The 24,250-nt window shown below is 63.5% G+C and carries 21 protein-coding genes; 4 read left to right on the forward strand and 17 right to left on the reverse strand.

Going from position 1 to position 24,250, the window contains the following annotated elements:
• Nucleotides 1-116: 116 nt before the first annotated feature.
• The 17 genes from D6Z24_RS12590 to D6Z24_RS12670 form a co-directional block, all read right to left on the reverse strand.
• Entirely contained in the window at nucleotides 117-1,667 is a 1,551-nt protein-coding gene (locus D6Z24_RS12590) for a nuclease-related domain-containing protein (RefSeq protein ID WP_162605129.1), read from the reverse strand.
• A gap of 94 nt (nucleotides 1,668-1,761) precedes the next feature.
• Nucleotides 1,762-2,967 carry a hypothetical protein gene (locus D6Z24_RS12595; RefSeq protein WP_246014656.1) on the reverse strand — a complete coding sequence of 402 codons (1,206 nt, stop codon included), beginning with the start codon at nucleotides 2,965-2,967 and terminating at the stop codon, nucleotides 1,762-1,764.
• A 205-nt stretch (nucleotides 2,968-3,172) separates the two neighbouring features.
• The gene (locus D6Z24_RS12600; protein WP_129126941.1) at nucleotides 3,173-4,465 is read right to left on the reverse strand and encodes a cytochrome C; all 1,293 of its coding nucleotides are present in this window, start codon (nucleotides 4,463-4,465) and stop codon (nucleotides 3,173-3,175) included.
• A gap of 12 nt (nucleotides 4,466-4,477) precedes the next feature.
• On the reverse strand, nucleotides 4,478-4,807 hold the full coding sequence (locus D6Z24_RS12605; protein ID WP_129126942.1) for a hypothetical protein: 330 nt from the start codon (nucleotides 4,805-4,807) through the stop codon (nucleotides 4,478-4,480).
• Between the two features lie 41 nt (nucleotides 4,808-4,848).
• On the reverse strand, nucleotides 4,849-5,382 hold the full coding sequence (locus D6Z24_RS12610) for a tetratricopeptide repeat protein (RefSeq protein WP_246014657.1): 534 nt from the start codon (nucleotides 5,380-5,382) through the stop codon (nucleotides 4,849-4,851).
• A 60-nt stretch (nucleotides 5,383-5,442) separates the two neighbouring features.
• On the reverse strand, nucleotides 5,443-6,342 hold the full coding sequence (locus D6Z24_RS12615; protein WP_129126943.1) for an NHL repeat-containing protein: 900 nt from the start codon (nucleotides 6,340-6,342) through the stop codon (nucleotides 5,443-5,445).
• A 5-nt stretch (nucleotides 6,343-6,347) separates the two neighbouring features.
• On the reverse strand, nucleotides 6,348-7,625 hold the full coding sequence (locus tag D6Z24_RS12620) for a cytochrome c3 family protein (protein WP_129126944.1): 1,278 nt from the start codon (nucleotides 7,623-7,625) through the stop codon (nucleotides 6,348-6,350).
• A 12-nt stretch (nucleotides 7,626-7,637) separates the two neighbouring features.
• Nucleotides 7,638-9,611 (reverse strand): cytochrome c3 family protein, encoded by a 1,974-nt coding sequence (locus D6Z24_RS12625; RefSeq protein ID WP_129126945.1) that lies wholly within the window; start codon nucleotides 9,609-9,611, stop codon nucleotides 7,638-7,640.
• Nucleotides 9,612-9,629: 18 nt separating this feature from the next.
• A complete protein-coding gene (locus D6Z24_RS12630; RefSeq protein ID WP_129126946.1) occupies nucleotides 9,630-11,426 on the reverse strand; it encodes a peptidyl-prolyl cis-trans isomerase in 1,797 nt (598 codons plus the stop codon).
• Between the two features lie 85 nt (nucleotides 11,427-11,511).
• Complete coding sequence (locus tag D6Z24_RS12635; RefSeq protein ID WP_129126947.1) at nucleotides 11,512-12,609, reverse strand: hypothetical protein; 1,098 nt, start codon at nucleotides 12,607-12,609, stop codon at nucleotides 11,512-11,514.
• Complete coding sequence (locus D6Z24_RS12640) at nucleotides 12,584-13,153, reverse strand: GNA1162 family protein (protein ID WP_246014658.1); 570 nt, start codon at nucleotides 13,151-13,153, stop codon at nucleotides 12,584-12,586. The genes D6Z24_RS12635 and D6Z24_RS12640 overlap by 26 nt, the downstream gene beginning before the upstream one ends.
• Before the next feature lie 25 nt (nucleotides 13,154-13,178).
• A complete protein-coding gene (locus tag D6Z24_RS12645; RefSeq protein WP_129126949.1) occupies nucleotides 13,179-15,413 on the reverse strand; it encodes a hypothetical protein in 2,235 nt (744 codons plus the stop codon).
• A gap of 7 nt (nucleotides 15,414-15,420) precedes the next feature.
• Entirely contained in the window at nucleotides 15,421-16,818 is a 1,398-nt protein-coding gene (locus D6Z24_RS12650; RefSeq protein ID WP_129126950.1) for a YncE family protein, read from the reverse strand.
• Nucleotides 16,819-16,949: 131 nt separating this feature from the next.
• The gene (locus D6Z24_RS12655) at nucleotides 16,950-18,308 is read right to left on the reverse strand and encodes a cytochrome C (protein WP_129126951.1); all 1,359 of its coding nucleotides are present in this window, start codon (nucleotides 18,306-18,308) and stop codon (nucleotides 16,950-16,952) included.
• A gap of 81 nt (nucleotides 18,309-18,389) precedes the next feature.
• On the reverse strand, nucleotides 18,390-19,424 hold the full coding sequence (locus D6Z24_RS12660; RefSeq protein ID WP_129126952.1) for an NHL repeat-containing protein: 1,035 nt from the start codon (nucleotides 19,422-19,424) through the stop codon (nucleotides 18,390-18,392).
• A gap of 398 nt (nucleotides 19,425-19,822) precedes the next feature.
• The gene (locus tag D6Z24_RS12665) at nucleotides 19,823-21,265 is read right to left on the reverse strand and encodes a heavy metal sensor histidine kinase (RefSeq protein ID WP_129126953.1); all 1,443 of its coding nucleotides are present in this window, start codon (nucleotides 21,263-21,265) and stop codon (nucleotides 19,823-19,825) included.
• Nucleotides 21,246-21,917, reverse strand: a complete 672-nt coding sequence (locus tag D6Z24_RS12670) for a heavy metal response regulator transcription factor (RefSeq protein WP_129126954.1) — start codon at nucleotides 21,915-21,917, stop codon at nucleotides 21,246-21,248. Before D6Z24_RS12670 ends, D6Z24_RS12665 begins: the two co-directional genes overlap by 20 nt.
• A gap of 32 nt (nucleotides 21,918-21,949) precedes the next feature.
• Here D6Z24_RS12670 and D6Z24_RS12675 point away from each other — a divergent pair, with 32 nt between their 5' ends.
• The 4 genes from D6Z24_RS12675 to D6Z24_RS12690 all read left to right on the forward strand — a co-directional run bounded on the left by D6Z24_RS12675 (nucleotide 21,950) and on the right by D6Z24_RS12690 (nucleotide 24,213).
• Nucleotides 21,950-22,264: a hypothetical protein gene (locus D6Z24_RS12675; protein WP_129126955.1), complete on the forward strand. Its 315-nt coding sequence runs from the start codon at nucleotides 21,950-21,952 to the stop codon at nucleotides 22,262-22,264.
• 132 nt (nucleotides 22,265-22,396) lie between these two features.
• Entirely contained in the window at nucleotides 22,397-23,143 is a 747-nt protein-coding gene (locus D6Z24_RS12680) for an SAM-dependent methyltransferase (protein ID WP_129126956.1), read from the forward strand.
• A 70-nt stretch (nucleotides 23,144-23,213) separates the two neighbouring features.
• On the forward strand, nucleotides 23,214-23,699 hold the full coding sequence (locus D6Z24_RS12685; RefSeq protein WP_129126957.1) for a WbuC family cupin fold metalloprotein: 486 nt from the start codon (nucleotides 23,214-23,216) through the stop codon (nucleotides 23,697-23,699).
• Between the two features lie 25 nt (nucleotides 23,700-23,724).
• Nucleotides 23,725-24,213 carry a GNAT family N-acetyltransferase gene (locus D6Z24_RS12690; RefSeq protein ID WP_129126958.1) on the forward strand — a complete coding sequence of 163 codons (489 nt, stop codon included), beginning with the start codon at nucleotides 23,725-23,727 and terminating at the stop codon, nucleotides 24,211-24,213.
• The last annotated feature ends 37 nt before the right edge of the window (nucleotides 24,214-24,250 follow it).

The raw sequence follows: 24,250 nt of genomic DNA on the forward strand, positions 1-24,250 counted from the left end.
TGATGTCGGGGTTTTCGTTTGCTACCCAGCGAAGTCCTCACCAAAGAAAGCCAGGATCCCAGTACGGACCGGGCAAGGGTGCGGCTACTTGCAGGTGAAAACCCTCACGCTCCCGACTATTTCACCATTTTCCGCCCAAGTACCAACGCCTCGACCTGCAGTGGCTGAGGCCTTATGGTGTGGGCGTTTTCGCGCCGGGCCTCGGCTTCGATGTTGTCCAAGGTGGCGATGAGCCGGTCGCTGCTGGTCACCCGGTAGAATTTCCCGAGCCGCTCACCTATCCCGGAGAGGTCAGCTCCGCCGGGGAAGACGATCACTCCGTACACGGGAAGCCGCCAGCTGCCACGGGTATTGACGACGGTCATCAGGGTCATCACGTACTCTCGTACTTGGTGGTACGGGTTCACCCCCCAGCTTGCCTTGATCGCCACTGCCGCGCGGTTTCCCGGCTGGCAGTGCCAGCCGGTGTTCTCCGCGTCCCCATCAGCGAATATCCTGCCGGAGTAGTTCTTCGCCTCGATTACCGTGATGCAGTCCTTGCTGATCACCACGCTGTCGATGAAACGGCTCACCTCTTTCCCCACCGCGACGTCAACCTGGTGCAGTACCCTCCACGCGCCGGACCTTCCCTTGGCGCTGGCGGCGAGCGTTTCCCTGATCTCGCGTTCCAGCGCGTTCTCAAACGGGGTTGAGATGGCGTTGGTGAGGGTGCGCGACGCCTCCTCCTTCTCTTTTCCGGAGGCGCTTCGGTATCTTGTTACCTCGCTCAGCAAGGCGGCTTTTTCCCGGGCCGTCTGTTCCAGCTGTTCCCTGAACTGCGCCACCTGCGCCTGCCGTTCCTGTTCGATCGACTGGATGATCGCCTCGGCGGCGCGCTGCTGCTCCCTGTCATGGCGCAGCGTGGCCTCCAACTCCCTGATCCGGCCGATAAGCACCTCGAACTGGGCATCGGAGGTCTTTTCCTGCTCGGCGATCTGGGTCTCTTTGTCTTCCATCTGGCGCAGATACTTGTCCGCGTTGGCAATTAGGATCCGCTCCCTTTCCAGGGCGGCTCTCCCCTGGATCAGCTTTATCTTCAGGAAGAGTTCCAGAATCACCCACACCAGCAGGGCGGCTATCAGGCTGTTCACCGTGGTGGTCAGGTAGGTCTGCCAGAGGCTGTAGTCACCGAAGGGATCCTTAAGCCATTCACGGTAATCCTCCGCGAAGCTCGCCGGCATGGTGCTGATCGTGTAGAGCCTACCGATGACGGGCCGGGACTGTGAGCCGGGCCCGGCGGCGGAGGGAACGGGAAGGCGCAGCATGACGAAGGGGTAGTTGACCAGGTTCACCGGAGCGGGAAGTTTTCTGACGAGGAGGTTTGGGGAGGTGGTCATCAACACCTTCTGGTCCGGGCAATAAAGGGAGTCGGTGCGGCAGTCGGTGATCACCAGGGCGAAGATGCTGTAATTGCGGTCCAGAAGCTCCTGGAGCGGTCCTCTCTGGTTGTGGATCAGCAGCGACTCGACGGCTTCCGGAAGGACGCTTGTGAGCTTGGACGTCTTGAGATTGGTGTGGATGCTGAGCAGGGTCTTGTTGAGGACGTAATCGTAGTTTTTGTGGTTGATAATGAACGCGAGCCAGAGCGAAACGCAGATCAATAGAACCAGTCGCAATACGACATACATCGTCCGTCTCATGGGAGGGAGGGTAGTCATGGCGCTCATTATAGCACGGCCGCCCCGCAATGCCGCCATTAACTGCGGCCCGGCCTCCCTGGGGTCAGTCCTTGGCGTGGCACTTGTTGCACAGGCTGCGCTGGAAGCGGGCGAAATGCGAGGGATCGCGGTCGTACATGGCGACCCGGTACTCGGCCCTGGTCTTTCCGCCGGCGGCGCCAGGGTCGCTCCCCTGGTTGACCGCATCGGTGCCGGGGTAGCCGCCATTCACGGTGAGGACGGTTCCTTTCGTGTTCCACCTGGTTATGGCGTCGAAGGCCGAGGCGTGCGCACGGTGGCAGGTAAGGCACATCACCTTGTCATCCGCCTTGGGACCGGAATGTGACGTGGTGATGGCGGCCAGTTGCCGCACGTCGGTCAGGTCACCGCTTTGGAAGGGGACCAGGGAGGTGAAGGCGGTGCTCTCGTTGCCGCTTAGGTCGCCGCTTTTCACATATCGGTTGTAGGTCCGTGCCATTGCGTCACCAAGGGCGACCCCGGATGGGTGCAGATGGGCGCCCCCTTTCCCGCTGGACATCCCGCCGTGGCAGTTCAGGCACCACTCGCTGCTCCCCTTGCCGTAGGCGACCCGGGTGTCGGCGCTGTTTTCGCCGCGGTTGTAGTCGCGCGGGGCGACGGCGATGGGCGGGTCGTAGACGAAGTTGTGGCTCGTTCCTTTGGTCCCGTATCCCGAGCCGGCCAGCATGCGATAGCTCCCGACGGCATCGGTGGCGCTTGGGGTGGCGCCGTAGGAGCCGGAGTCGGTGACGGGATTGCCCGAATCCGTTATGGTGCCCGAGCCGTCGATGACGCGGTAGTTGCCGTGCGGGTCATGGCAACTGACGCAGGAAAGGGCATACGAGGGATAGGTCCCGCCGGGGGATGAAGTGAGTGTCGTGTCGGGGAAGTACCCGTAAGCCGGCGCGACGATGTTGTGTCCGTGCCGCTCTCCCGGGCTAACCGCGCGCTCTCCGTTGACTTCGGACCAGTAGTACTGCTTGGTCAGGTAGGCGAAATCTCCGCCGGGGGTGAGCGAGGCGGGGGGGACCCCGCGGGGAGGGGCCGGACTGGTGGCGACCTGGCAGTCTTCAGGTCGCGCAGCCGCATGGCACCGCAGGCATATCTCGCTCGTCGAGGTCCCCGGCTGCAAAGCGGACAGACCGCTGCCCGCAGGCGCACCGTGGCAGCCGTCGCAGGCCCCGGTCCCGCCGTTATGGAACGCCGCGTTTCCGTTGGCGGCGTTCATCGTCAGCACCAGCAACAAAGTCATGACAGCACTCGTACCTCGCATGGCCCGTCCCCTTTCCCGCGGCAACAAGAGGAAGGTACTCTCTTGGCCCGATGATGGACTCATCGGGGAAAGTGGCTGTAACTTGAGGCCTTGGGGAAAAGAGGGCGCGGCTACCGGCTTGAGACGGAAAACGCCCCGTCAAGGGGCGCTTTGTTTGTCAAAGAACGGAGGGTACGGGCGCGAACTACTGTTTGTAGGCGTCGTTCTCGTGGCACTTGTTGCACAAGGACCATTGGTTGGGCGCGTACATGCCGGCCGGTCTCCCATACATCCCTTGCTGGTACTCGGCCATGGTCTTGCCGGTGGAGTTGGGCCCCGACTGTCCCTGCAGCGTGGGGGCGTCGATTCCGGGCCAGGATCCCGCCACGGTGAGGTAGGCCCCCTTGGCGCAGTTCCAGCGGGTTGCGCTGTCCCAGGCGGAGGCGTGGGCCCGGTGGCAGGTAAGGCAGTTCACGTTGTCATCGCTCGATGGCCCGGCGGTCGAGGAGGTGGCGATGGCGAGCTGTGTCGCATCGGAGGTTCCTTCCTCGAAGGGGACCATGGAAGTGTAGGCGCCGGCGATGGTCCCCCCGAGATTCCCCGTGGAGATGTAGGCGTTGTAGGTGGCGACGACGTCGGCCGGGAGTTTCGCGCTGTTGCCGGAGGGGTGGTTGCCCACCGTGTCGCCGGGGGTGGAGGAGTGGGTCAGGCCGGCGTGGCAGTTGCCGCACCACTCCGACATGCCCCGGCCGTAAGCTACCCGGGTGTCCGAGGTGTTCTCCGCCCTGTTGTAGGTTGCGGGGGACACGGCGGACGGCGGGTCGTTGACGAAGGGGGCGAGGGGATACGAGGCGGGCGCGTATCCGGCTCCCGCCAGCATCCGGTAACTCCCTACCGCCTCGGTTGCCGTGGGGAGCGCGCCGTAGGAGCCGGAACCGGCGATCGGCTTGCCCCCCTTCGCCACGGTACCGCTGCTGTCGAGGATGCGGTACCCGCCGTGCGGGTCGTGGCAGCTGATGCAGCTTAGGCTCGCGGATGGATACGTGCCGCCGGGAGCCAGCGCGTTGCGGGCGTCCTGGAAATACAGGAAATCGTAGGCGATGATGTTATGCCCGTGGGCGTCTCCGCTGCTGGAAACGGGGAGGCCGGTCGCAGGGTCGACCCAGGAATAGTTCTTCTGCAGCCAGGCGAAATCCCCCCCCGGCGTCAGCTGGACCGGGGGCAGCCCGGAGGGGGACGGCGGGTTTGTCGCCACCCGGTAGCTGTCGGTCGGGGTGGCGCCGGAGTGGCAGATGAGGCAGGTGGAACTTGGATCCGAGCCCTGTAGCAGGTACTGGTTCGCCGACCCCTTCGAGCTCGTCGCCATCCCGCCGGAGGAGTTGTGCACCGTGTGGCAACCGTCGCAGACGGCGACCCCGCCGCTGTGAAAGGCGAGGGCGTTGCCTGCTCCGGCCGTCGCCAGCAGGAGTGCGGTCAAAACTGTCTTGGGCACGTTCATGGATTTCTGGGATTAACCCTTCCTGTCATCCTGCCTGCGATAGACCGCCCTCTGCCCGTTCCCCGCGATGACGAAGGCACCGTTGTCCAGCTTGCCGTACAACGATTTCACCGTTCCCCGGATCGCCACGTCGAGCCGCACCGTCCCGTTCTTGTCGTCCTGCCAGGTGAACTGGAGCGACGGGAGATCCTTCACCACGAACACCCCGGTGTGGTCGGCCTTGAACTGGACGGTCTCCGGGAGCTGCGGGTTGGCCCAGGTGCCGACGACCCCTTCGGCCCTGTTGCACCCCAAGGCGACCAGCAGCATGAGTACGGTTGCGGCCACGGGAAAATATTTCATCTTGTTCCTCCTTGCAGTGATCACTGCCGTTTCATGCCGCGTCAGTACTTCTCACCCATGACGTTTAGCAGCTTGCGCGCGTTCACGTGTCCTTTCCTCGCGGCCAGGCGCAGCCATTTGACCGCCTCGCCGTGATCCTTTGGGACACCTTCCCCGTTGGTGTACATGAGCCCCAGGTTGAACTGCGACGGGGCGTGTCCCTTTTCCGCCCCCTTGCGGTACCACTTCGCCGCCTCCTTCAGATCCTGCGGGACTCCGTCTCCCTTGTCGTAGATCATGCCGAGGTTGTACTGGGCCCGGAGGTGGTTCTTTTCCGCGGCCTGCGTGAGCCAGTGGATCGCTTCCTTCTTGTCGACGGGGACTCCTTCACCCCTGTAGTACATGATGCCGAGGAGGTAGCACGAGTCCCCGCCGTGGTCGGCCTTGAAAAGCCGCAGTGCGGTGGGGTAGTCGTGCCGCTGGTAGGCCTGAAAGGCCGCGTTGAAGCCGGGTTGGGGGGGGGTGGCCCAAGAGGTGGCGGCCCAGGCCAGCATGAGGAGCGTGGGCCATCCATTGCCAAGAGTACGTGTCTTCATAACCGATCCTTTGTGCGTTGTCCGCATCCCGGAGGGGGCGAGTCCCCCCCCGCATGTCCCTTACTTGATGAGCTCGAAGAACTGGGCGCGGGAGTTGTTCCGGTCCGCTATGCCGAGAAGACCGCTGTCGCTCACGCAGATCTGCGAGGGGTAGTAGAGCTGCCCCTCCTTCCACCCCAGGGCGAGCAGCCGGCCGGTATAGGCGCCGTCCGGCCCGAGGGTCACCAGGGAGCTGCCGTTTTGATCCATGACGAAGATGGTGCCGCGGCTGTCGGTGGTCAGGTAGGTGGCGAAGCTCAGGTACTCCTTCAGGTCCTTGGACAGGGGCTTGAATTCGGTTCCCCCCTTGGATGCCGCGTAGACCGTCGAGGCGAGGCTGTCCAGGAGCAGCAGGTCGCCCCCCCGGGTCAGGGCGAGGTCGGAGCAGAAACCGGCTTGGGCAGGGAAGGGGAGCTGGCGCCGGAAGTTGCCGCTCGGGTCGAGCTCCAGGACCCTCTGCCCGAGGACGTCAAGCAGGTAGACCTCGTCGTCCGCCGCGATCTTGAAACTGCGTATCTGCGGGTCGGGGGCGGGGACGCCATGCAGGTCAAGGTACCCCGCAAAGCTCCCGTCCCCCTTCAGGTGGACGATGCGCCGCAGCTTGCCGTCCAGTGCGTAGATGTCCCCCTTGGAGTCGAGTTGCAGCCGGGTCGGTTCGGGGAGTTGCTGGACTTTCACTTCGCTTCCGCCGGAGATGCCGGCTTCCTTGAAGCTGTATTTAAGCAGGCGGCCGTTCCCCGTATCGGCGACCACTATCCCCCCCTTGGCATCGCAGGCGATCCCCTCCGGGGTGGCGAGCGCCCCCCCCTTGTCGTCCAGGTAGACCGCGGTCACCTGCTTGAGCCGCTCCGCGGCTGACGCGCCGGTGGCGGCGAGGAGCACGAACGCGAACACGGCGTATTTCATGAAGATTGAAGACATGGCTTTCACCTCTTGTACTGGTCATGGCACTGGGTGCACAGATCGCTCGTGGTCGGGAACGGGATGAAGTGCTTGTATTCCGTACCGTGCGCGCGGTGGCAGCTCAGGCACTGCATGGTCAGGTTCTTGTTCCGCTTGTCCTTCACCTTGTCCCCGATGGGGTGGGTCGAGTGTTTCTGCCAGTCGTGGCACTTGCCGCAGACGTCTATGATGGACGCCTTGTTGGTCAGGAACTGGCTGTTCGATCCGTGGGGGTCGTGGCAGGCCATGCAGTTCCCCTTCTGGATCGGGTCGTGCTTGGTGAGCGACTTTTCCTGCCTCTGGATGGTGTCCTTGTGGCAGCTGCCGCAGACGGTGATCAGGTCAGCCTTGAGCAGTCCCTTCTCCCTGGCCGCGTGGGGATTGTGGCAGGTGAGGCACCCCTGCTTGCCCAAAAGGGGCCAGTGCACCTTGTTCTTCGCGAAGGTCGAATTCACCATGTCGCTGTGGCACTCCTTGCAGAGTTCCGAGCCGCTGCGCTTGGTCTTGAGCGGCGAGCCTGAGGTGGCGTCTTCGTGGCACTGGCTGCACATCTTGCTGGCTACCGGCCGGTGCACGTCGTTGTAGAGGATGCCCGGCATGTCGGAACCGTGCGGGTCGTGGCAGGAGGTGCAGCGTGCCTTGGCGACGGGGTAGTTCATGTGCTGCTTGATGAAGATCGGCTTGTCCACCTTGTGGCAGCCGGTGCACAGGGCCGGCACCTCGTCCTTGAGCAAAAAGCCCGCCTTGCTGGAGGCATGGGGGAGGTGGCAGGTGAGGCACCCGGTGGTCACGGGGCTGTGCTTGTGCTTGACCTTGGCGATGGTTTCCCCCATCGCCTTGTGGCAGTCGAGACAGAGCGCGTTGCCGGCCCGGAGCATGTTGAACCTGTTGTCCGAGGCGTGCGGGCTGTGGCACTTCATGCAGTTGCCTTCGGCGACCGGCTTGTGGCTGCTGCGCGCGTCCGGCGGGATGACCGTCGCGTGGCACTGCGCGCAGATTTCCTTCGAGTCGGCGGCCAGGAGCTTGCCGTGGGACGAGGTGTGCGGGTTGTGGCACCCGGTGCAGTCGCCGGACTTGACCGGGGTGTGCACGAACGGCTTTTTCACCGTCTCCTGGATGTTGACGTGGCAGTCCATGCAGACCTTCCCTGTCGCGCCGGGCTTGAGCTTGTAGAGCAAAAGGGCGTTCTCCTGTGCCGCGGCGGAGGCGACGTAGAGCAGGGCGAGCAGGATCATGATGAGTATCTCGGTGCGTTGCTTCATTGCTTACTCCTCTCAGCGCTTCTCGACGATGTGGCAGTCGTCGCAGGTGCGTGCCGCAAAGGGGGGATGGAGCGTGTCCTTGAAGAACTTGGAGTCCTTGGACGCGTGCGGGTTGTGGCAGCTCACGCAGTTGATCCCGTCCGGGTTGATGTTCAGGTGGTCCTTGGCGAACTGCTCCGCCTTCAGGTCGTGGCACTCGGCGCAGGTCGTCCTGACCGGCTCGGCCAAAAGCGAGCGCTCCGCGGCGAAGTGCGGGCGGTGGCAGGTGGTGCAGTCCTTCTGCGCGGGCTGGTGCGGCGTTTCCTTCCCCATCTTCTCCTTTATCTGCTTGTGGCAGGTGAGGCAGAGGTCCGGGCTCGGCGCGAGCAAAAGGCGGTTCAGCTTGGACTTGTGCGGGTTGTGGCACTTGGTGCACTCCCCTCCGTTCATGAGCGGGGCGTGCTTGCTCCCCTTGCCGTTGAGACCCTTCTCGATGTCCAGGTGGCAGGAAAGGCAGAGCGTCTCCTGTTTCTTGGCCAGCATCCCCGGGTAGTTCGACGCGTGCGAGTCGTGGCAGCCGAGGCAGTTCTTGCGCTTGAAGGGGGCGTGGTTGGATCCGCCGGTTTCCTGCTCCATGAGCTTCGCATGGCATTTCGCGCAGAGGTCGTCCGCGGGAGCCCTGAGCAGCGCCCCCTGGGGAGAGGCATGGGGGGCGTGGCAGGCGACGCAGTTTCCGTTTAACACCGGGGCGTGCGTGTGGTTTTTCTTGAAGGCGCTCTCCTTGTCGCTGTGGCAGCCGTAGCACACCGTGTCGATGCGAGCCTTGACCATGCCGTGGATGTTGGAGCCGTGCGGGTTGTGACAGGATGTGCAGTCACCCTCGGCGAAGGGGAAGTGCACGTCGCTCATGGCCTGGCTCTCCTTCACCTTGGCGTGGCACCCGTAGCAGAGATCCGCGCCCTGGGCGACCAGGAGCTTCTTCCCCGCCGCGTGCGGCTTGTGGCAGGAGAGGCACCCCTTCCCCTTGGTGACGGCGGCGTGCGGGGCGGTCATCCCGGCCCCCTTTTCCTTGTGGCAGCCGATGCAGAGCGCGTTGCCGTCGCGGACGGTGAGCTTGGAGAACTCCGAGGTGTGCGGGTTGTGGCAGGAGAGGCAGTCCCCCCCGCTGAACGGGGCGTGCTCGACGCTGCCCCCCATCTTGAGCTTGCCGGCCTCGTGGCACTGGTAGCAGAGCTCGCTCCCCTTCTGGGTGACGCCGAAGGGGTTGTCCGCGGCGGGGGCGTTGTGGCAGCCGTCGCACGACGCGCTCCGCACCGGGTCGTGGACGCTCCCCTTCAGGAGCTTGGGCTGCTCGGAAGAGTGCGGGTTGTGGCACACCGTGCAGCGCGCCTTTTCCACGGGGTAGCCGCCGTGGGCTTTTTTGAAGCCGGCGCCCTTGCTGTCGTGGCACGCGAGGCAGAGCTTGGGCTCCGCCTGGGCCAGGAGGTTCTTCTGGTCCGAGCTGTGGGCGACGTGGCAGGCCTTGCAGCCGTCGCGGGTAAGGACCTGGTGCACCACCTTCTTCTCGAAGAGTTCCTTCTTGTGGCACTGGTAGCAGACCTGGTTTCCTTCGTTCTTCAAAAGCCGGCCGGCCTGGGACGCGTGGGGGGCGTGGCACACGGTACAGTTGCCGTTTTTAAGGGCGCTGTGTACGTTCGCCCTGTTCATCCCGATCTTCTCCTTGGGATGGCACTTGAGGCAGAGGGCGTTTCCCGTCTCCTTCAACAGGAGCTTGGGCACGATGCCGTGGCGCAGGTGGCACTCCTCGCACTTTTGTTCCTTCACCACCGGGTGAACGTCCTTCATCTCGAGGTACTTGGCCGCGAACTTCTTGTGGCAGTCAAGGCACCCCTTCTTGGCGAAACTCATCGCGGCGTGGCTCGGGCTGGTGCACAGCACGATGGCCGCATAGAGCAGGGCAGCGACGACGCCGACCGGAATACCGTATGTACTCTTCTTTCCCGACATGGTTTCTCCTCGCTCGCTCTACTTCGCCTGTTCCGCCAGGTAGAGCTTCACCTGGTACGCCTTGCGGAGCTTCTCTCCCCACACCTCGATGGACTTGTTCACCTTCTCGCCGTAGAGCTTCTTGGCGATCTCCTTGCGCGCGCTGTCCAGCGGGGCGGGCTTGGCCGGTATCACGTCCTGTACCGCGAGCACGTAGCAGTACCCCTCGGGGCTCGTGTAGAGCCTGAAATCGCCGCCTTTCGCTCCGGCCAGGGCGAGCTGCACCTCCGGGGCCAGCTTCTTCGTGATCCAGGGGGTATCGCCGAACTCGAGGCGACCGTCGCTTCCCGCCGGCACCTGCCCGGCGGCGTTCGCGGAGAGCCACTGGAATTCCGCCCCCTTCCTCAGTTTTTCGGCCGCGCTCTCGGCGTCCTCGCTCTTGGCGAAAACGAGCTCCTTCAGCTTGATCATCTCCGGCGAGGAGTAGTCGGCCACGTGCGCCCTGTAGTAGTCCTCCACCTCGCCGTTGGTCACCTTGATCTCCGGCACCACGACCTTGTCGATGAACATGCCGAAGACGATGGAATCGCGGTACTTCTTGTTGGCGTTTTTGTACTCATCGCTCCGGTCGATCCCCTGCTTCATGGCTTCCATCCGGAAAACCCTTGCCAGGAGCATGTCTTCCAGCGCGGGGACTTTCCCTTCGTTCACCTTCTTGATCTTGATCGCCTCGCCGATGCCGTGGAAGAATTTCCCCCTGATGGCGGCGGCGAGGTCGCCGACCGTGATCGGCTTTTCGCCGCGGATCTCCGCCACCACCCGGCGGTCTTTCAAAAGCTTGTCGAAGCCGGGGCGGGGCGCCTCGAAGTCGAGCTTGTCCAGCACCTTCTTGTGCAGGGTGACGTACTTTTTCTCCAGGTCCTTCCAGTACTGCGCCAGGACCTCGTTGCCCTTAAGCTCGAGGGCGCGCTGGCTTGCCTCCTCGAGCGCCTGGTTGTTCCCTTTCGGGAAGCGGATCTCCTGGAGCTCCACCAGGGTGAACGCCGGGCCGACCGGGAGCACCGCGGTCACCTCGCCCCCCTTCAGGCCCGACAGGGCCTGGGCAATCTGGGGCAGCAGTCCCTTGGGCTGCACCCATTCCCCCTCCTTGCCCCCCTGGACCTTGCCGGCGTCGATCAACTGATCGGCCAGTGCATCGAACTTCCCGCCTGCCTTTAACTGCTCCGCGAGCTTGGCCGCGTCATCCTTTTTGTCGAACTTGACCGACCTGATCTTCCACTCTGTCACCAGGTCCTGATAGATCCGGTCCACGACCTTCTGGTCCGGTTTGAGCCCTTCCAGCCGGCGCCTCTTCAGGATTTCGCCGAGGCTGCTTGCCGAGAAGTCGCTGACCCCTTTTTTCGCCTCGGGCAACTCGTCCAGCCCCATGTTGAACCCCTCCGCGATGATGAGCCGCGCGCTCACCAGGCGATCGAGCACCGACTGGTAATCTTTCTTCCCCGCCTTGGCGTCACCGCCGGAGCCCGTCCCCTCGTGGATGCTGCCGAGCGCGTCGGTGAACTCCTGCATGAGAATGGGGTCATCGTTCACCAGCGCGACCGGGGTCTGGGCGAAGCGCGGCGAGAAGGCCGGGGCCTGGAGCAGGACCGTGATCCCCTCCTTCTGGGTTTCCGCCTTCCCTTTCTCACCGCTTACCCTCTCCGGCGCGGTTTCCCGGGACGGGGCGGCCGGCGCGCTCTGCGCCTTCCCCGCGGTGGTGGCCGCTTCGCCGGCCCAGGCCGGGGTCCCGGCGCAAAGTGCCGTGATCAAAAATATCTGCATCGCGTTCATGTTCATGGTTCCCTTCCTTCATGTGTGTTGTGCGGTGAAATGCCGTCTGTCCTTCTCTCTGCCCTGCCGCTGCCGCCTCTCCCCTTCAGGGCTAGCGGCCGAGGCTTTCCGCAATCGCCTGGTGCACCATCCCGGTGGCCAGGGCGCTTGCCGTGGCGATCCTGCCGATATCGAAAAAGCGGACCCGGTCCATCCCGGTCCGGTGGTCACCCATGGACCAGACCGCCCGGCGGCTGCTCCGCTCGAGGAGCAGCGCGGAAAAGTCGACCTTGGGCGACGCCTGGGCCCCCTGGAGGTCCTGGTAGTCGTTGACCTCGCCGGAAAGGATGAGGTCCGTGCTGAGCATCCCGAAGAGGAGCTCCGCGTCCGCCAGCGAGACCCCGTCCTCCATGATGATCCGGTAGCGCAGGAGGTCTTCGCGGACCGTGCCGGGCTCGACGACCTGGAACCTCCCCTGCCTGACCAGCTCCCCGATGAAGTGCAGCGCCAGGATCTCCCCGGCGTAGCCGTGGCTTCCCTTGTCGTAGAAGGGGAGCACGGTCACCCGGTAGCTCCGCCCCGGGTCCAGGGGGCGGGCCAGGTAGACGGAGTCGGATCCCAGGGAGACCCTGGGGGGGGGCTGCGGCTCCCCTCCGGTCAGCGCCTCGGCCAAAAGCCGCAGCGCCCGGTCGGTCACCTCCCGCGGCTTGTCGACGAGCCCCACGCCGAGGAGCCCCGGGGCGTCGTCCCCCGAGAGCGCCACGCTCTCCATGCGCACGATCCTCGGGGTATCCTCCGTGGTCACCAGGCGCGAGGTGAGGGCGATCCGGGGAGGGAAGGGGGTGCGGTAGAGCTCCAGCTGGGTGACGAGCACGCCCTGCGCGCCGGTCTCGCGGCGCAGCGCCTGCGCGGTGGTCGCGTCGATCCCTCCCACGTAGCGCAGCCGGTGCCGCGTCATGAACTGCTCCAGCTGCGCTTCCGGCAGGATCGCCATGCCCCGCAGGGCGAGCCGCCTGGCGAATTCCTGCTTGAGCTCGGCGAGCGGCGCGCTGCCGCCGCTCAGGTTCTGCAGGGGGAGTATCGCGACCACCCCCTCTGCGTTGCCCGCCTTGTCCCCGGTCCATGCGGCACGGTGCCACGGCGCACAGCCGGCAACGAGCAGCACGAGCAGCCCGGCGACGAGGCTACTGAAAGAGCTTTTTGATGGCATCGTTTACCGCCCGCTCGGTGATGTCGTTCATGGGCTCTCCGCCGCCGCCGAAGAGCCGGTCCGTGATGCCGATCCCCCCCATGGTGGTGGAGGCGGACCAGACCACCCTGCCTGTCTGGGTCTCCAGAAGCTGGAAGCTGAGCGAGATGCTGTTGGCCGCCGAGCTCCCGGAGCGGACCTCGCCGTACTCCTTCACGGTGCCGGTGATGACGGCGTCCGCCTTGATGACCCCCGCCACCTTGGTGAGCTCCTCGGTGCTGGGGGCGACGGGGTTGCTGATGCCGACCCTGCTGATGCCGCGGGCGACCTCCCCCGGGGGGATGACGTAGAGGGCGCCGCTCGCCAGGAGCTTGGTGGTGAAGACGTCCCTGACCCGTTCCGCTGCCGAACTCTCGCGGGTCAGGTTGGCAAGAGGCATGATGGCGACGGTGTGCAGGGCCCCGAAGTCCATGTTGGGGTCGCGGAACACCTCCGCCGGACCGGCACAGCCGGCCAGGGCAAGAACAACGAGGGTCATGAGTGGCGGTATCCATCGTTTGGGCATAGCGAGCTCCAGTGTGCACTCCATCCTAGAACGAGCTCCTGAGCACCGCGCTCACGGTCCGCGCGCTCTCGGTGCCGGAGGAGGAAGAGGTGTTGAGTCTCTGATAGGACGCGTCCAGGGTGGTGCGCGGGGTTATCTTCCAGGTAAGCCCCGGGGTCAGCATCTTGCTCTTTTGCTGGTTCAGCGACGCCAGGTTCTCCGAGTAGGCGAAGTTGAACTGCAGGGTGCCGTCGGGGAACGGGGACCAGTTGATCCCGTAATTCTGGAAGGTGGTGCCGGTCTGGCCGCTTTGCTGCAAAAGCGAAAACGAGCCGGTCAGGTAGAGCGTGGTGAACGGGCGGTAGGTCACGCCGATGTCCTCGCGCTGGGTGCTGACGGAGGTCTCGCTGGTCCCCGCGCCGGTGGCCGCGGAACTGTTCCAGCTGTAGTTCGCGTTTAGGCTCAGGTCGCCGCGGGGCTTCAGGTTCACCCCCAAAAGGGCGTTGTAGGCCCTGATCCGCGCGCCGCTGTCGGTGCTGGACAGGCTCAGGCCGCCGCTTGCGTTCACGTTCACCCCCTGGTAGAGCTCGGCGGTGTTGCTCAAGAACAGGGAGTCGGCACCGCTGTTCTTCCCCTGGAAGGACTCCCTGCGTCCGGAATAGGTGATGGTGTCGGAGAGGGTCGAAAGGGGGGTCATGCGCAGCAGCGCGCTGTAGACGAAAGCGCCGCGATGCCCTTTGGGTTCCTCGTCGTCCTCCCGTGCTCCCCGGGCGCTTCCCGAGATCCAGTCGTTGAAGCGGTGGTCCGCCATGAGGGCGTTGCTCACGGTCCACTTGGTGAAGCCGTCGGGCTGAGAGCTCGTCAGGAAGAGGGAGCCGTCGTAATAGAGCGCCGGTGAGTCGGTCAGCCGGACTTTCACGTCCGTGTTCAGCATCTGTGAAAGAACGGAACTCCTTTTCTGCACCGATGCCGCCGGGACCTCGTCGAAGGCCTGGATCTCGGTGACGAAGAGGTTGAAGGTGGAGGGAAACCCGATGATCCCGGGGGGGACCTGCGTCGGGTCAAGCGGCGCCGCGACCACCTTCAGGTACCGGGTGGTGGCCGGGGCGAACTTGATCTCGAAGCGGTTCTGGAACGGATCGAGGGTCAGCCCGGAGACGGTGCTGACGCGGGTCCAGGTGAGGTTGTCCTGGCTTTGGTAGACGGTAAAGGCGTACTGCCGGGCGATGGCGTCGGGGAGCCTTTGCCCGTTGGAGGTGGCGACCCAGACCAGCACCCGGTTCACCGTGGTCTGCGGGTTTTGAAAGTCGAAGCCGAAGTTCCTCTTCGCTTGCAGCCCCGGCTGGGGGCCGAGATCGACACCGGCGCTCGTCCCCACGTTGCCGTCGACGAGCAGCGGATAGCTCCCGAGGGTTGCGGTCTCGGGGACCACGTACTGCTGCCCCGGGCCCGTGAGGGCGAAGAGCCCCGAAACCAAGGTGAGCTGCTGGTCCACCATCCCCCGGCCGCTGGAAGAGGTGTCGGTTCCCTGCCCGGTCACGTTGTAGGTCGAATAGAGCGAGACGCGCTCATCGAAGAACTGCCCGCTGTAGCTTGCCATGCCGGTGTGGGACGCCTGGGACACGTCGAGCCCGACGAGCTTGTCCTTCTGGTCGTTGTAGTTGAAGAGGTATTTGAGGTCGAGATTCTTCACGTTGTAGGTGATCCCCAGCGTGGCCCGGTCGCTGCCGCTGTCCTCCACCTGGCGCCGGCCGTCGAAGGTGTTGATCCTGTTCAGGAGCAGGCTCACCGCCGGGAGCCCCTCCGGACGCCACCCGATGGAGGCGTGGTAGTCCTCGTTGTAGCGGTCGGGAAGGGACGTCCCCGCGCTGGAGTCGGCCTCCTTTCTCTTGCTGTAGCCAAGGCTCGCGTTCAGCATGGGGCTTCCCATGAGCAGGTCCACGCTCGGCAGCGAGGTCGTGATCGAGGAGCGTGCCCCCGTGCCGTTGGTGGTGAGCCAGTTGCGGTCGCTCTCCCACAGGTACCCGGCGCGCAGGGACAAAAGCGGGAGAAAAGTCTTGTTCAAAAGCAGGTTGTACTTCTGGGTCAAACCGTCCCCCTTCTGGTCGCCGCTCGTACCGGTCGCGTCCCGGGTCTGTGACTGGAGGTGGCTGTAGTCCCACTCCAGGTAGCCGTTGAGAAGGTCCGCCGCGGCGCGTTGCGGCTGCAGCAAGACGCCGAAGAGGCAGATAAGGCAGGCGTGGACGGTCCGCGCCGCAGCTGTGAACCTCGTGCCGTGCACCGGATGGTCACCTTTCGCCCATCAGCGCCAGCCGGTACGGGGACGCGGGGAGCTCCAACTCGTGCTCGAGCCGGTAGCTCACCAGGTTGACCAGCTGCACCCGCTTGCGCGCGGGGTTGACGGCGTAGAGCCTGTTCTCGTCCGCGTCGATGGCGAGGTAGGCCGGGCTCCCCCCCAGCGGCACGGTGGCGATGGTGTTGAAGGTGAAGGGGTCGAGCGCCTGCGCCCAGGCGTCGGACTTGCGCCCGGTGTAGACGATGCCGGAGCGCTGGTCCACCTTCAGGGCGCACACCCCCATCCCCACGTAGTACCTCCGCTGCTGTGCCAGGGTGAAGGGATCGAGGACGTCCAGGTACGAGCTGAGCGCGTGCACCGCGTAGAGTTGATCGCCGCTGCGGCTGAAGGCGCCGCGTCCGTCTCCGGGCACGCTCCCCACCGTGGCGCTCACCGTCCTGCGCGCGAGGTCGATGACGGTCATGGTGCCGGCAAGCCCGTTGAACACGTACCCTCTCTGCCCGGCGGGGTCGATGAGTACGGAAGAGGGGGCATCCCCCACCGCCAGGCGCCCCGTCTCGAAATACCCCTGCGGGTCCACGAAGCTCACCGTGTTGGAGCCCCTGTTGACGGACAGCAGCGTCCTGCCGTCGGGGGACAGGGCGAGGTCCTCCGGGGAGTCGCCGGGGGTGAGCCTGATCCTGCGCACCTCTTCGCCGGTGACCATGTCGATCACCTGGACGGCGTCTTCCCCGGAAAGGGCGACGTAGGCGCGCCTGCGCTGCTGGTCGAATATGACGCCGCGGGGCGCTTGGCCGGTGGCGATGAAGCCGGCGACCTCGGCCGACTGCTTGTCGAAGACGGCGATGGTGTTGGACTCGGGGATGGTCACGTAGCCGGTAAGCCCGACAACGGGCCTTGGCGGCTCCCGGACGGTGAACACCGGGGTGAATCGGAAACCGGCCCCGATGGAGTTGTCGAAATCAAAGGAAAGAGACAGCAGGAGCGCTTTCTGCTTTTGGACCGTGAAGGGGGCGTTGACCGTCACCCGTTCCGGCGCCTGCAGGGCCGCGCTCCCCTCCTCGCGGCGCAAAAGCGGGTGCGAGATGCGCAGGGCAAGGCCGCTGTAGCTTCCCGGGGGGAGGGTGGAGGAACCCAGAAAACGCTGGCGGGTGAGTTCCGCGGGCCTCACCTCTTTAACTGCCAGGGAGACGGGAAACTCCGCGCCGTCCTCCCGCACCGCGCTGACCCCTTCGAGGGTGAAGCTAAGACGCTCGGCAGCGGGGGGGAAGGGACGGGTGTAGAGAAAAAGCTCTCCCTCTTCCACGAGCGGCGGCCGCAGAGAGACGAGCTGGGTCTGGCATCCGGCCAAGAGGGCGGCCAGGACGATTGCGATGAAACGTATCTTCATAGAGGTGCCACGCTGCGGGGTGAGGGGCCCCGGACCAGATCATGCGGTTACCGTGAAATCGGGCTGGCCCGAAGGCCAGCCCAGTTGCGGCATGGCGAGGCGCTAAGGCCTCTCAATACAAGGTTGCTTCGTTAATCCTTGGCGTGGCACTTGTTGCACAGGGACCGCTGGTAGGTGGCGTAGACGGTGGCCGGCCTCTGGTAGAAGGTTGCCTGGACCTCGTTCATGGTACGGCCGAGGCCGTAGGACTGAGCCGAGCTGTTGGTGGAGTCGGTGCCCGGGTAGGCGCCCGCCACGGTGAGGAACTCGGTCTTGTTGGTCCAGCGGGTCATGCTGTCCCAGCCGGAGGCGTGGGCCCTGTGGCAGGAGAGGCACATGACGTTGGAGTTGCTGTCGGCGCCCCCTTTCTGGGACCCGTCGTTGACGGCGTGCAGGGCCAGGTTGGCGCGGTTGTTGGACCCCTCTTCGAACGGAACCATCGAGGTGTAGGCGTTCGCCACGGTGCCGCCGAAGTTGCCGGAGCTTACGTAGGCGTTGTAGTTGGCGAGGATGTTCGCGCCCAGGGTGGAGTCGCTGCTGGCCGGGTGGATCAGGCTGGTGCCGCCGTCATAGTTGGCAGTGGAGTTGTGGATGTTGGTATGGCAGTTGGCGCACCACTCGGACATGCCGGTACCGTAGGCCACGCGGGTGTCGGTGCTCGCCTCGGAGCGGTTGTAGGCGGCCGGTGCGACGGCATACGGGGGGAGTGCCGCAAAGGGCTGGATGCCGGCTACGCCCGACACGGAATCCGGGAGGTATCCCGGGCCGCCCAGGAGGCGGTAGACGCCGACCGCCTCGGTGGTGGTCGGAGCCGCGCCGTAGGAGCCGGAACCGTTGATCGGCAGCGATACCGCCACGTCGTTGGCGCCGTTGTAGCCGGTCCCCGCGACGACGGGACGCTGCACGGTGCCCGCCGCGTCGACGATGCGGTACTTGCCGTGGGGGTCGTGGCAGCTCGAGCAGGCGAGGTTCGCCGCGGGGTAGTTGCCGCCCGGGGCGGTGGTCAGGGTGCTGTCGGGGGTGATGCCGAAGTCGGCGGCGACCACGTTGTGGCCGTGGCGCTCGCCAAGGCTGGTGGTCGGGGTGCCGTGGCTGTTGTAGTTGAAGGTCTCCTTCACCCAGGCGAAGTCGCCGCCGGGGGTGTAGTTGGAGGGGACCGTGCCGCCCGCGGCGGCGTCGGTGGTCATGATGTGGTAGCTCCCCGCCTTAGCGGAGGTGGTGGCGTGGCAGTTGAGGCAGGTCGAGCTCTGGTCGCTGCCCTGGAGCAGGTAGGTGACCCCTTTGAGCTGGGTGGCGTTGCTGCCTGTGCCCATCGCCTTGTTGCCGGAGGAGTTGTGCATGGTGTGGCACCCGTCACAGTACGCCACGCCGCCGTCATGGTAGGCGAAGGCGCTGCCGGAGGCCAGGAGGGTGAGGACCGCTGCCGCTGTCAAAGACTTTGCTGCTTTCATTGTGTCTCCTTGTCAAACCAATCAGTAAAATAAAAGTTCTTCATTACCAACTGCGCCGTTTTGAGTACTGTTCGCTTCTTCTCACCCCCCTTTGATGCCGGTCGTGGACGGCTCGGTCTGGAACACCCGGTACACGCTGACGCCCCTGGCCCGGCTCTGGGCCACGTAAACCCGGTCATGGTTGACGACGAGTTCCATGGGAGCGATGAGGTTGCCCGGTTCCAGTCCCCGGAAGCCGAACTCGGCCTGGAAATTGAAATCCCTGTCGAAGATCATCACCACGCAGCGCAGGGTGTCCGCCACGTAGATGTTCCCCCGCTCATCGGAGGCGATGCCGCTTACTATGTTGAACTTCCCCGGCGTGCTGCCACGCATGCCGAAGGAACGTACTTGGTGGCCGGGGGTGACCAGGTAGGCGGAGAAGAAGACCGGCACCGTGAAGAGGAGATTGCCTTCCCGGTCCACGCTGAAGCCGACCATCCCCGATTCGCTTCTTTGCTTCTTGCTGAACCCAAGGATGGTTCCCAGGTCGTACCCGGAGCTGAAGGTCCCCTCCCGGTCGGTAAGCGCCACCTTCATCGTGTTCCTGTCGACGAGGTAGAGGTGATCCCCGTGCCAGCTGATGGTGTCCGGTACGAATTCGGTTCCGTACTCTGTAGGGAGTCCCTTCATCTCGAGCCTTGCCTTAGGTTCCCCACGGTAGTCGCACCGGGTCACCTTGTAGCTTGCGTTGGACCGTGAGAGGACGAATATCTCGCCGCTGTCCGCCACCGCCACCGCCGTGATGTTGCCGAAATCGCCGTTGTCGCCGAAGCGGTACACTTCCATGCCGCTGTCGTTGAAGACCCGCACCGTCCGGCTGCTTGGGTCCGCGACGTAGGTCTCCTCGCCGCGCCGGTCGACCGCGAGGTTGACCCAGTTGTATGGAATCGCCCCGTTGAAGTCCGACAGCGTGTAGAGATAGGCCGCTCTGAAAACGGCCGCCGGGGCCGGTGCCGCGAGGGCGGTGATCAGGATGAGAGAGAGCAGCATGCCGCGGTAAATCTTGTCCATGTGGAACCGATGGTTGTCCTGGGCTCGACCCATGTGGCGCAGCGCCACAGGTGTTTGCAGCATACGACACGCGCCCTTTCCGGAGCGTTGCCGCAACGTTTCCATTTGGTAATGTGACGTTCTTTACTTAAAGAGTAGGGTTGATGGGGAGCATAGCTGAAGTATCGTTACCGGAATCTGTTGCGGACATTACCATTTGGTAAGGTTGGCGGAGGGCAAGGCCCCGACGGAGGAGGCCCCGTGGGGCAGAAGAGGTGTGTTGCAGCAGGAGATGACGCGTTACTGCAGGAAATGACGCGTTACTTCAGGAGAGCGCGACGGCAGGAGAGAGGCGGTTCCGGCAGGAGAGAAGCGGTGCGGATGGTTGGCGGTTGGAGATGGAGTCGCGGCTCGCTCCAGCCCCGGAGGGGATGGGCGGGTAGGGGGCAAGTCTCGAGCTTGAGCCCGCAGGTCGGGGCGGATTACGCGTTGGGCGGGGGAGGGGGGAAGCGAAGCAGTATGGTCGTGCCGAGGTCCGGGGAGCTTTCCACGGAGATGGCGCCGTGGTGCAGCTCCACGATCGATTTCACGATGGACAGGCCGAGTCCGGAGCCGTCGGGATGCAGGGTCCGGTGCCGATCCCCGCGGTAGAACCGGTCGAAGATCCGGTGCACCTCCTCCGGTTTCATGCCGTGGCCGGAGTCGCTGACCACGACCTCCTGGGAACCGTCCGCCGCGGTCAGGGTCCGGACCTCGACGGTGCAGCCGGACGGGGAATACTGCAGCGCGTTGCCGACCAAGTTGCTGACGGCGCGTTCCAGCATCTGCGGGGCACCATACATGCGGCCGCTGCCGCTGTAGCTGATGGTGATCCCCTTGTCTTCGGCGACCGGTTCGTAAAAGGCGCAGACCTTCTCGATCTCCTGGGCCGGGTCGAAGAGGACGAACTCGACGCGCTGGGCGGGATGTTCCGCGCGGGCCAGGAACAGCATGTCGTCGATCAGGCGCGACAGGCGATGATACTCCTCGGCGTTGGACTCGAGGGTCTTTCGGTATTCCTCCGGGGGGCGCTCCCGGGTGAGAGCGACCTCGGTCACCCCGAGCAGGTTGTTTATGGGGGTGCGCAGTTCGTGGGCAAGGTTCGAGGAACTCTGCGAGAGCTTGGTGAACGAGTCCTCGAGCCGCCCCAGCATCCCGTTGAAGGCCGATGCGAACCGCCGCAGCTCAACCGGCCACTGCAGGGGGTCGAGGCGCTCGTTGATCCGTTCCACCGTTATCTGCTCGGCAACTCCGGTGATGTCACGCAGGGGAGTCAGCGCCTTGCGGGCAACGAGGACTCCGACGCCGGTTGCCGCCACTATCCCGCTTATGAAGATAAACGCCAGCTGGATCTGCTTCTTGCGGATGGCCTTTATCTCGGCGGTGGCGTCCAGACCTATCTGGATCATCCCGCCCGACGGGCGCCCGACGGGCTCCAAGTCGCAGCTGATCAGGTATTCCCGCCCGTTGGCCCCCTTCACGTAGCGGGTGGTTACCTGCCGGGGATGGGGCAGGTCGCAGTGAAAGAGACTCGACGGGAGCACCTGCGACATCCCCGGCGTCTCGATCAGGAGCCGCCCGGAGCTGTCCTCGATGCGGATATAGTACTCCGGGGTGGCGACGTTGGTTCCTTCCCACTCGATGTCCTTGCGGATGATCTCCAGGTCGCCGGGGCTGTCGGAAAAGAGGGCACGGTAGGTCTGCAGTCGCCCCTGGACGAAGTCCCTATCGGCCTGTTCCATCACCTGGTACATGGACCAGGTGATGTAGACGATACCGCACAGGAGGGAAATCACTGCGGACAGGATGTAGAGAAGGGCGAGCCTGCCGGTGATCGATGGCTTTCTGAAGAAGCTGTAGGAGCCGCTACTGCTCTTCCAGAACATAACCGACTCCACGGATGGTGTGAATCAACTTTCGCGGGAATGGATCGTCCACCTTGGTGCGCAAGCGCCGGATTGCCACATCCACCACGTTGGTACCGCTGTCGAAGTTCATGTCCCAGAGTTGGTCGGCAATGACGGTGCGGGTCAGCACCTCTCCCGCTCGACGGGCCAAAAGCGATAGCAGGGAAAATTCTTTGGGGGCCAGGTCGAGGCGGGTCCCGGCACGGAAGGCCCGGTGCCGGTTCAGGTCGAGGGTCAGGTCGGCAATCTGGAGGGTCTCCTCGTGACGCAGGGGGCCGCGACGCAGTATGGTGCGCACCCTGACCAGCAGTTCGGCAAAGGAAAACGGCTTCACCAGGTAGTCGTCGGCCCCAAGCTCCAGCCCTTTGATCCGGTCGCTGACGGTATCCCTTGCGGTGAGAAAGAGCACCGGCAGTCCCTTGCCCTGCTGACGTATCTCCGTCACCACGGACCAGCCGGAGCGCTCCGGGAGCCCGACGTCCAGGATGACTAGGTCGTAGGCTCCTGTGAGGACCAGGTGCAGGCCGTCCTCACCGTTTTGAGCAGTGTCGACGACAAAACCGTTTTCGGTAAGTCCTTTTTTGAGGAATGTTGCTGTCTTTAACTCGTCTTCCACGATCAAGAGGCGCATAGATTATCTCACTGCCACAAGCAAATTCTGGCATGATAGCAGGTGCCCTCCATCTGGTTGAGCATATTGCATTGTATATAAAGTTTTTAAAAAGCAATTTGAGTCATAAGTGGATCTTATACTTTAAGCAATATATTTATCAACAAGTTTACGCGATCGGAATGGGCACTACCAGGCTGCGGTTGTCGCGGCGGGGACCTACCTCCTCCCCGATAGCCTACGGCCTTGCCGCCTACTACATTCGCGCGGTAGCCGATACCGCGGGCGTCGTCGAGGAATTGGCTGAAGACAACACCAACCTTGAAGTTCCCGCCAACAACCAGCCACGGCCTTTTAGTCCACTGTGAGTATTCCTTGCTTCGTCTATGACATGTATGAGAGGCTTTTATATATTGCTACGACTGATACAATAGAAAGTACTCTTGCCCCTATTTTATGGAATGACCGAACCTACCCATAACCCATAAAGGAATTCCCAAATGGACATCCCACGGATCTTCAACATCACCGAAAGTGCTCACCGCATTCATAACCCCTTCACTCCCGAAAAGCTCGCCACTCTCGGTGCGGCACTGCGTCTGGAAGCGGGGACCCGGGTGCTCGATCTGGGCAGCGGTTCGGGGGAGATGCTGTGTACTTGGGCTCGCGATTACGGCATCATCGGAACCGGCATCGACATGAGCCGGTTATTCAGCGAGCAAGCAAAGCTCCGCGCAGAAGAACTGGGTGTCACCGATCAAGTCACGTTCATCCATGGCGATGCCGCCGGCTATGTCTCGGACGAGAAAGTCGGTGTGGCAGCTTGTGTCGGTGCCACCTGGATCGGCGGGGGAGTGGCCGGCACCATCGAGCTCCTGGCGCAGAGCCTTAGCGCTGGAGGGATCATCCTCATCGGCGAGCCATACTGGAGGCAGTTGCCGCCGACGGAAGACGTTGCCAAGGGGTGTCTCGCCGGCTCGATCTCCGAGTTTCTCATGCTTCCAGAACTTATCGCGTCTTTTGGCCGCCTGGGCTATGACGTCGTTGAAATGGTGCTGGCCGATCAGGACGGCTGGGACAGATACGAGGCGGCCAAATGGCTCACCATGCGCCGATGGCTCGAAGCCAATCCCGATGATGAGTTAGCAAACGAGGTCCGCGCCCGATTGACTTCGGAACCGGAACGCCACGCCGCTTACACTCGCGAATACCTGGGTTGGGGCGTCTTTGCACTGATGCAGCGGTGATGAAAATCCCAATTGCAAAGTTAACCGATTCAGTCTACGCTCCCCGCAATCACTCATTGCGGGAGCCTTTATGAAAACACTTTCTGTCGACGATCTCTCCAGCCTTAGCAGTCAGGCAAAACAATCCCCACGCAAGCGGATGAATCGCAACCTTCATTCCGAACTGTCCGACCCCATCCAGCGCTTAGCCATAGCGATGGAACCTGACACTTATATTCGCCCCCATCGCCATCAGCAGACATGGGAGCTTTTGACCCCGCTGCGTGGCCGTTTTGTGGTCTTGACCTTTGATGACGAGGGCGTGGTCGTCGGCCGTGCAGTCCTTGGTGACGGCGTTTCCGTTGTTGAAACTCCGGTCGCAACATGGCATGCGGTCCTCTCTCTTGATACCGACGGTGTCATCTTTGAAGTCAAACACGGCCCTTATGCTCCTTTCAAAGAGGAAGACTTCGCCTCCTGGTCGCCTTCTGCCGAGGATGATACGCAGAAGGAGCTCATGCTTTGGTTCCGCGATGCCGAAGTCGGGCAGCGTTGGCCCGGTTTTGGGGCTCGGTGACAGAGCGTCAGGGAGAGCACAGCACATGAGAATCGCAACCGGACATGACCTCGAGGCGATCGTCGCGATCTATAACTCGACGGTACCGACGCGACAATCCACCGCCGACACGGCAGAGGTCAGTGTCGCCTCCAAAATGGAATGGTTTCGGCAGCATGAGCCCCACAAGCGTCCCTTGTTGGTCTGTGAAAGAGACGGCAAAATAGTTGCGTGGGTGAGTTTCCAGTCCTTCTACGGCCGACCTGCGTATGACCACACTGCCGAAATAAGTATCTATATTTCGCCTGAGCAGAGAGGCCAAGGGCTCGGACGTCAGGTGCTCGCAGAGGCATTGGAAATGACGCGAGACCTTCAGATCAAGACCGTGGTCGGTTTCATATTTTCGCACAACGAACCAAGCATCCGGCTGTTCAAGTCAGTTGGCTTCGAGGAGTGGGGTAAACTACCAAGTATCGCTGAAATGGATGGGGAGGAGTATAGCCTCTCGATTTTGGGGAAAAGGGTCAATCCGTAATACGTAGAACCAGTAAAAGCCTGCGTACGCCGACTGC

It is taken from the genome of Geomonas oryzae, assembly GCF_004117875.1.
GTDB lineage: Bacteria > Desulfobacterota > Desulfuromonadia > Geobacterales > Geobacteraceae > Geomonas > Geomonas oryzae.

Excerpts from the sequence above, each read along its gene's own strand:
- D6Z24_RS12600 (WP_129126941.1), bottom strand. The coding sequence starts at position 4,465 with ATGAACGTGCCCAAGACAGTTTTGACCGCACTCCTGCTGGCGACGGCC.
- D6Z24_RS12635 (WP_129126947.1), bottom strand. The coding sequence starts at position 12,609 with ATGCCATCAAAAAGCTCTTTCAGTAGCCTCGTCGCCGGGCTGCTCGTG.
- D6Z24_RS12640 (WP_246014658.1), bottom strand. The coding sequence starts at position 13,153 with ATGCCCAAACGATGGATACCGCCACTCATGACCCTCGTTGTTCTTGCC.
- D6Z24_RS12655 (WP_129126951.1), bottom strand. The coding sequence starts at position 18,308 with ATGAAAGCAGCAAAGTCTTTGACAGCGGCAGCGGTCCTCACCCTCCTG.
- D6Z24_RS12690 (WP_129126958.1), top strand. The coding sequence starts at position 23,725 with ATGAGAATCGCAACCGGACATGACCTCGAGGCGATCGTCGCGATCTAT.
- D6Z24_RS12605 (WP_129126942.1), bottom strand. The coding sequence starts at position 4,807 with ATGAAATATTTTCCCGTGGCCGCAACCGTACTCATGCTGCTGGTCGCC.
- D6Z24_RS12615 (WP_129126943.1), bottom strand. The coding sequence starts at position 6,342 with ATGTCTTCAATCTTCATGAAATACGCCGTGTTCGCGTTCGTGCTCCTC.
- D6Z24_RS12670 (WP_129126954.1), bottom strand. The coding sequence starts at position 21,917 with ATGCGCCTCTTGATCGTGGAAGACGAGTTAAAGACAGCAACATTCCTC.
- D6Z24_RS12665 (WP_129126953.1), bottom strand. The coding sequence starts at position 21,265 with ATGTTCTGGAAGAGCAGTAGCGGCTCCTACAGCTTCTTCAGAAAGCCA.
- D6Z24_RS12650 (WP_129126950.1), bottom strand. The coding sequence starts at position 16,818 with ATGAAGATACGTTTCATCGCAATCGTCCTGGCCGCCCTCTTGGCCGGA.
- D6Z24_RS12595 (WP_246014656.1), bottom strand. The coding sequence starts at position 2,967 with ATGACTTTGTTGCTGGTGCTGACGATGAACGCCGCCAACGGAAACGCG.
- D6Z24_RS12685 (WP_129126957.1), top strand. The coding sequence starts at position 23,214 with ATGAAAACACTTTCTGTCGACGATCTCTCCAGCCTTAGCAGTCAGGCA.
- D6Z24_RS12625 (WP_129126945.1), bottom strand. The coding sequence starts at position 9,611 with ATGTCGGGAAAGAAGAGTACATACGGTATTCCGGTCGGCGTCGTCGCT.
- D6Z24_RS12680 (WP_129126956.1), top strand. The coding sequence starts at position 22,397 with ATGGACATCCCACGGATCTTCAACATCACCGAAAGTGCTCACCGCATT.
- D6Z24_RS12620 (WP_129126944.1), bottom strand. The coding sequence starts at position 7,625 with ATGAAGCAACGCACCGAGATACTCATCATGATCCTGCTCGCCCTGCTC.
- D6Z24_RS12590 (WP_162605129.1), bottom strand. The coding sequence starts at position 1,667 with ATGTATGTCGTATTGCGACTGGTTCTATTGATCTGCGTTTCGCTCTGG.
- D6Z24_RS12660 (WP_129126952.1), bottom strand. The coding sequence starts at position 19,424 with ATGCTGCAAACACCTGTGGCGCTGCGCCACATGGGTCGAGCCCAGGAC.
- D6Z24_RS12630 (WP_129126946.1), bottom strand. The coding sequence starts at position 11,426 with ATGAACATGAACGCGATGCAGATATTTTTGATCACGGCACTTTGCGCC.
- D6Z24_RS12675 (WP_129126955.1), top strand. The coding sequence starts at position 21,950 with ATGATAGCAGGTGCCCTCCATCTGGTTGAGCATATTGCATTGTATATA.
- D6Z24_RS12610 (WP_246014657.1), bottom strand. The coding sequence starts at position 5,382 with ATGAAGACACGTACTCTTGGCAATGGATGGCCCACGCTCCTCATGCTG.